The 8,653-nt window shown below is 57.7% G+C and carries 5 protein-coding genes; 2 read left to right on the top strand and 3 right to left on the bottom strand.

Going from position 1 to position 8,653, the window contains the following annotated elements:
* Positions 1 to 440: 440 nt before the first annotated feature.
* On the bottom strand, positions 441 to 4,532 hold the full coding sequence (locus IK012_RS05585) for a hypothetical protein (RefSeq protein WP_290951661.1): 4,092 nt from the start codon (positions 4,530 to 4,532) through the stop codon (positions 441 to 443).
* 36 nt (positions 4,533 to 4,568) lie between these two features.
* The gene (locus tag IK012_RS05580) at positions 4,569 to 5,432 is read right to left on the bottom strand and encodes a glutamate--tRNA ligase family protein (protein ID WP_290951658.1); all 864 of its coding nucleotides are present in this window, start codon (positions 5,430 to 5,432) and stop codon (positions 4,569 to 4,571) included.
* Positions 5,433 to 5,547: 115 nt separating this feature from the next.
* Between IK012_RS05580 and IK012_RS05575 the strand changes: the two genes are divergently transcribed.
* Together IK012_RS05575 and IK012_RS05570 are read left to right on the top strand one after the other, a co-directional pair.
* Positions 5,548 to 6,138, top strand: coding sequence for a hypothetical protein (locus IK012_RS05575; RefSeq protein ID WP_173378621.1), 591 nt, complete (start codon positions 5,548 to 5,550; stop codon positions 6,136 to 6,138).
* Positions 6,138 to 6,722, top strand: a complete 585-nt coding sequence (locus tag IK012_RS05570; RefSeq protein ID WP_173384103.1) for a PolC-type DNA polymerase III — start codon at positions 6,138 to 6,140, stop codon at positions 6,720 to 6,722. Before IK012_RS05575 ends, IK012_RS05570 begins: the two co-directional genes overlap by 1 nt.
* 44 nt (positions 6,723 to 6,766) lie before the next feature.
* Here the strand turns inward: IK012_RS05570 and IK012_RS05565 are convergent.
* A partial coding sequence (locus IK012_RS05565) for a DNA topoisomerase (protein WP_290951653.1) occupies positions 6,767 to 8,653 on the bottom strand: 1,887 nt, incomplete at its 5' end.

Genomic DNA, 8,653 nt, shown 5'->3' with positions numbered 1-8,653 from the left:
GTCGCGGCCTTCCCCGTGAACGAAAAAGGCTCGTATTAACGAGCCTTTGTAGTGAAAGCACGCGAGGAACCGGAGGTCCAGCTCCAGAGACGAGGAGCGTGCGGTCTCTAATGCTGCAGACGACAAGGCCCGCGAGCTTTCTGCTTATAATATCAACGCATTGGTTGTTAAGCTGCGATAATCGCATTATTGGTCGGTCGCGGCCTTCTCCGTGAACGAAAAAGGCTCGTATTAACGAGCCTTTGTAGTGAAAGCACGCGAGGAACCGGAGGTCCAGCTCCAGAGACGAGGAGCGTGCGGTCTCTAATGCTGCAGCCCAGCAAGTGTGTACATGGATACTCTTGCCCCTAAAGAGACTGGTATGACGCCTTAGGCGAGACAAGGACTTCCACTAAAAAACGCCTGGTATTAACCAGGCGTTTTTGCGTATCATTGTTTTCTTAATCTATTACGCCAAGAGTCTGCTTCTGCGTAAATTCATCCATCGACGAGGGCAACAGCGCGCGTTCTTCGGGCGACACGTAGGCGAACTTGCGCTCGCTTGCGGGCCGAGCGCTCCTGTCCCTGAGCACGACAGGCACGTCCTTCGTGGAGTAGAAGAATTTGCCCGTCTTGATGAACTTGTGCTTCTGGCAGCCCTGCTTGATGGCTTCGTTCAGCGCCTTGAGAATCATCGGGCCTGCGCGGTCCACGTTGTGCAGTTGCAGCAGTCGTGAAAGCAGCATCTCCTCGTGGATAGGCGCTTCGTGGTCCACATAGAACTTCATCTGCACGATAAGCGCCGACGCGTCGAGTTCCGCGATGGGCTTGTCGTGCGCGGTGCCTTCGATTTTCGGGTGTACGGCCTGGTAGGGCACGGACTCGATTTGCGGTGCGTTGTCGGCGCCTTCGGAATCCGCATTGTTGTCTTCGGACGGCGGGGGCGCGACGCTCTGTTCGATGGCGATGGTCGTGATGATGTGGCTTGCTTCGTCGTTGTACGAGACATACCAGAACGGAATCCAGATGGTGATGACCTTCCAGCCCAGCTGGCGGAGCATCACGGGGCGCACGTATTCGCGGTCTTCGACGGATTCACGGAAGCGCTCGGTGGTGCAGTCGTCCTCGATGACGGCGAGGAAACGGTTCTCGTTGTTCGCGTCGATGACGACCGGGCCCACGGATATTCCGCTTCCGGCGAAGCTGGGCTCCACGTGGATGTTTTCGCGCTGCAGCAGATCCATGACCTGGGGGCGCAACACGGAGTCGGCGATATGCGAGTCGTTCGTTTCCGCAATATTCTTGTTTGCGAGGTGCGAGAGCCAGTCGCGGAACAGGCTCGGTTTGGCCTTCGCCTGCATGTCGATGTCGTGCTTGGTGGCGAATACCTGCATCTCGTGGCGTGCGAGCGTGGTGCACACGGCGAGCTTGCGTTCGCCCGTCCTGTCGACGCCTTCGGATTCGGCGAGCACGTAGACGACGTCGCGGAACTTGTCCGTCGCCCTGTCCGGAGTCTTCACGAAGAAACAGATGGCGGGGCTGGACTGCGCAAAGTAGCTTTCTGCCGTCGAACCCTTGGGGATGAGCGCCTTGATGGCGTTCTCGATTTCGTGGCAGCGCGTTTCGCTGAAGGCGACAATCCCGAGCGTCTGTCCGGGGTGCTTTTCGGCGTGCTGTATGGCCGCCTTCGCGACGTCCTTTACTTTGTCGGCGACGATCTTCAGGGTGTCGCGGCGCACGGTCTTCTTTTGCGGCAGCGGGAACTGCTTGATGCCGCCGTTGTAAATGCGTTCGTTTGCGAAGCGGAACAGCGTGGGGTCGGAGTAGAAATCCGAGAACCACAGTTCGCGCGTGGGGATGCCCCTGCGGAGAGCCGCCGTCATGATGTTCTCGAGGAAGAACGTCGTATGCGCGGGTTCCACGTCAAGGAAGGCGTCGAAGGAATGTTCTTCGAGCGCGGGCACATGCGGGTTGCCGATAAGGATGGTCTTCTTGCCCTGCATTATGAGGGGCGTGGCTTCGGCCACCGAGATGCAGTCTGCGTCGAGGATGAGCACGACGTCGTACTGGAAATCCTTGCTCTGCGTGAAGGCTTCGTCCACGTTCATGACCGAGAGCTTCCCGGTGTCGGCGATGGCGTGCACTTCGCGGAAATTGGCGTTGCAGAGCTGGTCGAGCAGCGTGCGGTACTGCTTGCTCTGTTGCGTGTGCGCCTTCGGCGCGCATGCGAAAATTTCGGGGAAGTTCTTGTTGATGAGCTGCACCTGGGTGCCCGCCCATGCGTAGGTGCAGGCATGGACGATTTCGTCGCTGATGGCGCCCGGGTTCTGCAGGTATTGCCGCAGGCTCTTGCAGCCGAACGCTTCCACCTGTTCGAACAATACGGAAAGGTGCAGGTGCGCGTCGACGCTTTCCCAGCTGGTTCTCCATTGCCTGATTCTAGAAAGCCACTTGTCCAGGCTCAAGCTTTCGAGCGGGGTATCCAGCCCGAGTTCCTTGGTGAGGTATCGGGAGGTCGTGAGCAAATCCTGTATAATTTGTTCGAATTCTTCGAAATGCGAGAGCATCGGCTTGAGCTGGTGCCAATGCGCGAGCAGCGTGAGGAGCAGGTCGTAATGCGGGTCTTTCTTGAACTTCTCGCGGAAGTTGTAGATAAACGAAATCTTCTTGTTCAGGGACACCCAGTTGGATTTCTCGTAGAGCCAGTCCTTGCCGAGAAGGTGGTTGCCGAGGACCGCCGTGTCCTTGTAGGCGCGCTTGTTGTCTTGCAGCTCGAGGAGCGTGTCGATGAGGTCGAGCAGGTGTGCGTCGGATGTGACTTCCTTCGGGTGCTTGAGGACCTTCAGCAACTGCTTCTTGGAAGAGCGGTAGCGGTCGGAAAGGCCCTTGAGCGTAGCCTTGAGGCTTCCTTCGAATTCGTCGCGGAACGAGAGGATGTTCTCGTCGACCGCATTGTCGGTGTAGATGTCCGAGGTCTGCCTGTGGTAGCGGACCCAGCTGTCGCCGGCTTCGGGAAGCGCACGGATCGTATCCTGGTAGGCGTCCCAGCTCGAGGACTTCAGGTCCCAGTTCTCGTATTCGGGCGTGTTCGAGTCGAAGTCCTTGCGGATGAGCGCGATGACTTCGGCGAGCAGCGGCAGGTAGATGCCTGTCGGGAAGAAACTTTCTTGTTCGAAGAGCTGCACCAGCGGGGAAATCTTTTCCGCCTTGTCCAGCGCCTCGCTGAGCGCCGACAGAATCTCTTTTTTCTTTTCGGGCGAGAGCTCGATGATGGTGACGTTCTCGAAAGTCTTGCGTGCGGTGAGCCCGTTTTGCCTGAAGTAGAGGTTCACGATTTGCTGGAGCGTGTCGCGCAGTTCGTTGAACTTCGCGTAATCCAGCATGTTCGATTCCTTGAAGATGGAATCCATGAACTTGCCGCGGATTTTCGGGGTCTGCGTAAATTCTGCGAGGATGTTGGTGAGGCTCGTTTTCGAGGGCTCGACTTCGCGGTTCACGGCCCTGTAGTAAGAGGCGAAGTAATTCCTCGCCGTGTTCACCTGGTCGACGAGCGTGTCGCGTTCGGGGCCGGCGTACGACCTGAACGGCGGTTTCCATGTCTGGAAGAAAGTCTGCTGCGTTACGGCGCGTCGCGTGATGACGAGCGTGTTCTTGCCGCTGGAGAGGGATTCGGCGACGATGTTCGCCGCGACTCGCATCTTCTGGGTTCCCGGAAGCGACTGGATGGCGAACCCCTGCGTTTCTTCCTGGAGGGCGTCGATGGTCACCTTCGTGGTATGCGAATCCGTCGTGTAGAGGAAGTGGTGTTCCGTCGGGTTGAACATCTGGTCGAAATCGCCGTCGTCAAAGGCGGATTCCTTTACCTGGAAACCGTCTTCGCCCAGGAGCGAATTGATGAATGTGTTGCTGTCGATCCTCTTGTCGCCATAGAATTCCTCCATGTTCTTCTTGAGCCTGATACGGCTGGAGTTGAGGAAGGCGAGGCAGATGCCGTGGCGCGTGAACTTCCAGTTGCGCTCGGAAGCGATCGATTTTTCGAAGAGCGAGAAGTAGAGCGGGATGCTGAACTGCCCGTTGACGGTGGCGTCTTCGGCCCTTGGGAGCGACATGTCGGCGAGCCTTTCGCGCAGGACGATGTTTTCTAAGGGAGGCATCTTCGAAAGCGAGAGCGACTTGAAATCGGGACTCACGTCGACGGGGACGAGGAGGCTCGGCGCGAGCGCGTTGCCGTCCCACTTGAGGAACCCGAGGAGCAGGTACAGGTCGGACTTGGCGAAGTCTTGGGCCTTCTCCTTGAGGACGCGGGTAAAGAGCTCGATGCGGTCCTTCTTCTGCTGTGCGTTGAAGTTCTGCGATTCGGGGAGGAACGAATCGAACGGAAGGGTTGTGCCGGACTGTAACCACCTTTCATAGAAGGCGTCGCCCGCTTCTAGCAGGAGCGGCGTCTGGAATTCGTACTTTGTCGAAAAATGTAATAACCGGTCCTTGTTGTCGTAAAGGGCGGCTTCTTGGCATATCTTAGAAACGACGGACGAAGGTGTAACGTGCGACATACTATGAATATACGTTATTTTATCGTTAGATGGAGTTTACAGAATCTGTTTGGCCAGCGAAATCGCCTCTGCTAGAGTGAGCGGCGTGTTTTCGGGTTGCAGATTCGCCTTGAAGCATACACGCCCGAGCAGGGATTCCTTGCTCATTCCGGCGTCGCGGTCCTGGCGCAGGCTATGGGCGCGTTCGCGCTTGGAAAGCTTCTTGCCGGTCGCATCGACGATGAGGGGGTGGTGCAGGTAGGCGGGCGGCGTTTCGCGCCCCAGGAGCTGCATTAGGGCTATCTGGCGGGCGGTGGAACTGCGGATGTCTTCACCGCGCACGATATGCGTGATTCCTTCGTCGATATCGTCGACGCAGACGGCGAACTGGTAGGTCCATTGCATGTCGCGGTCGCGGATGGGGAAGTCCCCGCATTGCAGTTTCGGGTTCTCGTCGAAGTCGCCCAGGCGCATGTCATGCCATTTAATTACTTTGTCTGGAATAATGACGCGCAGGTTGTGCGGCGCATCCTGTGCCCCGGTTTTTGATTCCCGGCACTTTCCCTGGTACACGATTTCGCCCGTGTCGCTCTTGGGGTTCTCCGCTTCGAGCTGCTTGCGGCTGCAGAAGCAGGGGTACACGAGACCCGCATTCTCGAGCCTCGCGAGCGCTTCTTCGTAGACGGGATTGCGTTTACTTTGTATGCTGTCGCTGTCGTAATCGAACCCGAACCATTCCAGGTCTTCGTAGATGCTCTTGATGTACTCGGGACGTGCACGGCTCTGGTCGTGGTCTTCGATGCGCAGGTGGATTTTGAGCCCGAACGCTTCGGCGGCGGCCCACACGTAGAGCGCCGAAAGCAGGTGGCCTTCGTGGAGGTAGCCCGTGGGGCTCGGCGCAAATCGTGTTTTTCCGGACATGCGCGGAATATAAAAAGAAATCGGGGCGAAAGCGGCATGCTTCTCCAAAAATTTTTATATTCTGGCTACATCGGGTACCCCCGCCCGGATGATGCAGAATTTATAGGACTATCGTATGGAACATAGAAATTCAGCCCGCTACGTGCTGGTGCTTGTCTGCCTGCTTGCCTTTGCCCAGTTCTCCTTCGCCGAAGACATTATCGCGACAACATCCAATGGCTCGACCGTTATATTGCACGATAACGGCCGCTGGGAATACTACCAGAACAATGCGCGAATCAGGGACGTGCGCGAATCGGCCGTTCCGAAGGATGCCCGCTTCGAGGTCTCCGTCTTGTACGAGCCCGCCGAGAAGGTGAAGAAGAACGTGCGCATGGCGCTCGAGGCCGACTTCGCGACCGAAGAAGAAATCAAGGACAGCCTCCGCAAGGTGCCGAAGGGCGGCTACATCTATTTCCAGGTCCCGACGAAGCAGATCAAGTCGGGCATTACGCGCGAACTGACCTATTCCATTTTCGATACGGGCAAGACCGCCATCTTCACGAAGACGGTCCGCGATAGCGAGGCGACTGCTAGCGAAGATGCCGGAGTCTCGAACCTGCTGGTCGTGCCGCTTTACGGAAGGCCCAAGGCCAAGGTCATGAAGGCTCGCGTCGAAGACCTCAAGAACCACGCGACGCTCGATATCGAAGTCCCGGTCAAGTAATGGACTCCCCGCACGAACTGAAATTTGCCGTCGTCGACGTGGAGACGTCCGGCGGCGCGGGCGACCAGAACCGCATTACCGAAATTGGGATTGCGCTTTTCGACGGCTTGGAACCCGTGGGGGAATACCATACCCTCGTAGATCCGGGCGTGCCCATTACGCCTTTTGTCCAGAACCTCACCGGCATTACCGACGAGATGGTGAGCGGCGCCCCGCAGTTTTCGAAGGTTGCGGAACATGTGGCCGAGCTTCTGGACGGGCGCATCTTTGTTGCGCACAACGTGCAGTTCGACAGCAAGGTCTTGCGGACCGAGATGAAGCGGTGCTGCATCGCGTTCGACCCGCCGCGCCTGTGCACGGTGAAGCTTTCGCGCAAGGTGTTCCCGGGGCACACCAGCTATAGCCTTCACAACCTGACCGAATCCCTCGGGCTGCCTGATTTTAACCACCACAGGGCGATGGCCGACACGCTTGCCTGTGCCGAAATCTTGAAGATGGCCTATGCGAAAATCGGGCCCGAAAAGATACTGAAAGAGGTGAAGAACCTCTCCACCCCGAAGAAAGCCCGAATTACCGGGAGATAAATAATGAGGGATGTGTAATTGCTCATCCCTCATCTCACATCAAATTACTCTTCTTTTTTCTTTGCGGCAAACCGGCGCGGCTTGAATTCGCGCGGCGGGAAGTCGAACTTGAGCTTGCCCTTTTCGAGCATGAGGTAGGCGTCGAAGAGCCTGCGCGTCTTGTTGCTGCGGAAGCCCTTGATGAGCGCGGTCTTCTTGCCGGCGAGCAGGTTCTTGATTTCTTCGAGCGGAATCTCCTTGCCGAGGAGCACCTTGGGGAGGTTCAGGCCCGAAGGCTTCTTGTCGATGTAGCTCTGGCTCACGTAGCCGGTGAGCGTCTCGAACACGTCGGTGTTGTCGATGGGGGACTGCCCCACCTTCTCGCCGATCTCGATTTCTTCGGGCTTCTCGTCGAACACGAACTCAATCTTGTTCTGGCTGTTGATGGTGAGCACTGCCGAAAATTCTGCGCCGCGCTTGCTGCGGAAACCGGTCAGGGGGCCGATCTTCCTCTTGGTCAAGAGCTCCACGATCTCTTCGTCGCTGAGGTGCTTGCCGCCGATAATCTTGCGGATGACGATGCCGTCTTCGGTGGTGTAGCGGCTCACGGTTTCGAACACCTTCTTGCCGTTCACGGGGCTGAATTTCGCCTCGCCGGTGGTGTTCTCTTCCTTGAAGCCCTTGATGTTTTTCACCATGGTCTTCGTCATCTCGACGATGCCCTGCATGAAGTTCTCGCGGGATTCCTTGCCCTTGGAGATGAGGTCCATCTTGTATTCCCACTCGCCGGTGAGTTCGGGGCTCGTGAGGGCGTCGCAGTTCATGGCGGAGAGCACGCGGATGAGGTCGAACGCCTTCGCCGTCGGGATCATTTCCTTCCCGTCACGGACAACGTACTTGTCGCTCACCAGTTTTTCGATGATGGCGGCGCGTGTCGCAGGCGTACCAAGCCCGCGTTCCTTCATGGCGTCACGCAGCTCGTCGTCCTCGACGAGCTTGCCCGCGCTTTCCATCATGGAAAGGAGCGTGCTTTCGGTGTAGTGTGCGGGCGGCTTGGTGAAGTCCTCGTTCGCACGGATGTCGAGCGTCTTCGCGGAATCGCCTTTCAGTTTCGGGATGCTCGATTCCTCGTCGCTGTCCTTGCCGTAGACCGCCTTGAATCCCGGGTCCACGAGAATCTTGCCTTCGGTGATGAACGTCTCGCCTTCGACGGTCGTGACGCGCGTCGTGTTCAGGTACTGTGCCGGCGGGAAGAATACCGCGATGAATCGCTGGCACACCATCGTATAGATTTTCTCTTCGGCTTCGGTGAGTCCCTTCGGGGTCACGCCCGTGGGGATGATGGCGAAGTGGTCCGAAATCTTCGTGTTGTCGAAAACCTTCGGGGTGCGCTTCACGTAGCTGTTGTCGAGCGCTTCCAGTGCGAACTTCTGGAGCGGGCCCTCAATTTTTCCGAGGGTCGCCTTTACGGTCGGCACGTAGTCTTCGGGCAGGCAACGGCTGTCGGTACGCGGGTAGGTCGTCGCCTTGTGGCGTTCGTAGAGCGCCTGCGCGATGGAAAGCGTCGTCTTCGCGCTGAAGCCGAAACGGTTGTTCGCTTCGCGCTGGAGCGTGGTGAGGTCGTATAGCTGGCCGCACTTCTGCTGGGTGGGGACGGTTGTCTCCTCGATCTTGCCGGGCTTGCCCTTGCACTTGTCGAGAATCGCGTTCGCCTTCTTCTCGTCGAAAATCTGCTTGACGCGGTCCTTGCCTTCTTCCTTGCCGGTGGTGAACCACTTGCCCTGGTAGGCGTTCCCGTCGTTGTCGAAGTCCGCTTCGATGGTCCAGAACTTTTGCGGCTTGAACTCCTGGCGTTCTTCCTCGCGCTTCACGATGATGGCGAGCGTCGGGGTCTGCACGCGTCCGCAGGGCGTAATCTGGAACCCGCCCATGGAACTGTTGTAGGCGGTGAG

This window comes from Fibrobacter sp. (assembly GCF_017551775.1).
GTDB lineage: Bacteria > Fibrobacterota > Fibrobacteria > Fibrobacterales > Fibrobacteraceae > Fibrobacter.
Note: the sequence above shows the minus strand (reverse complement) of the source record. Positions and strands in the feature narration are given on the sequence as shown.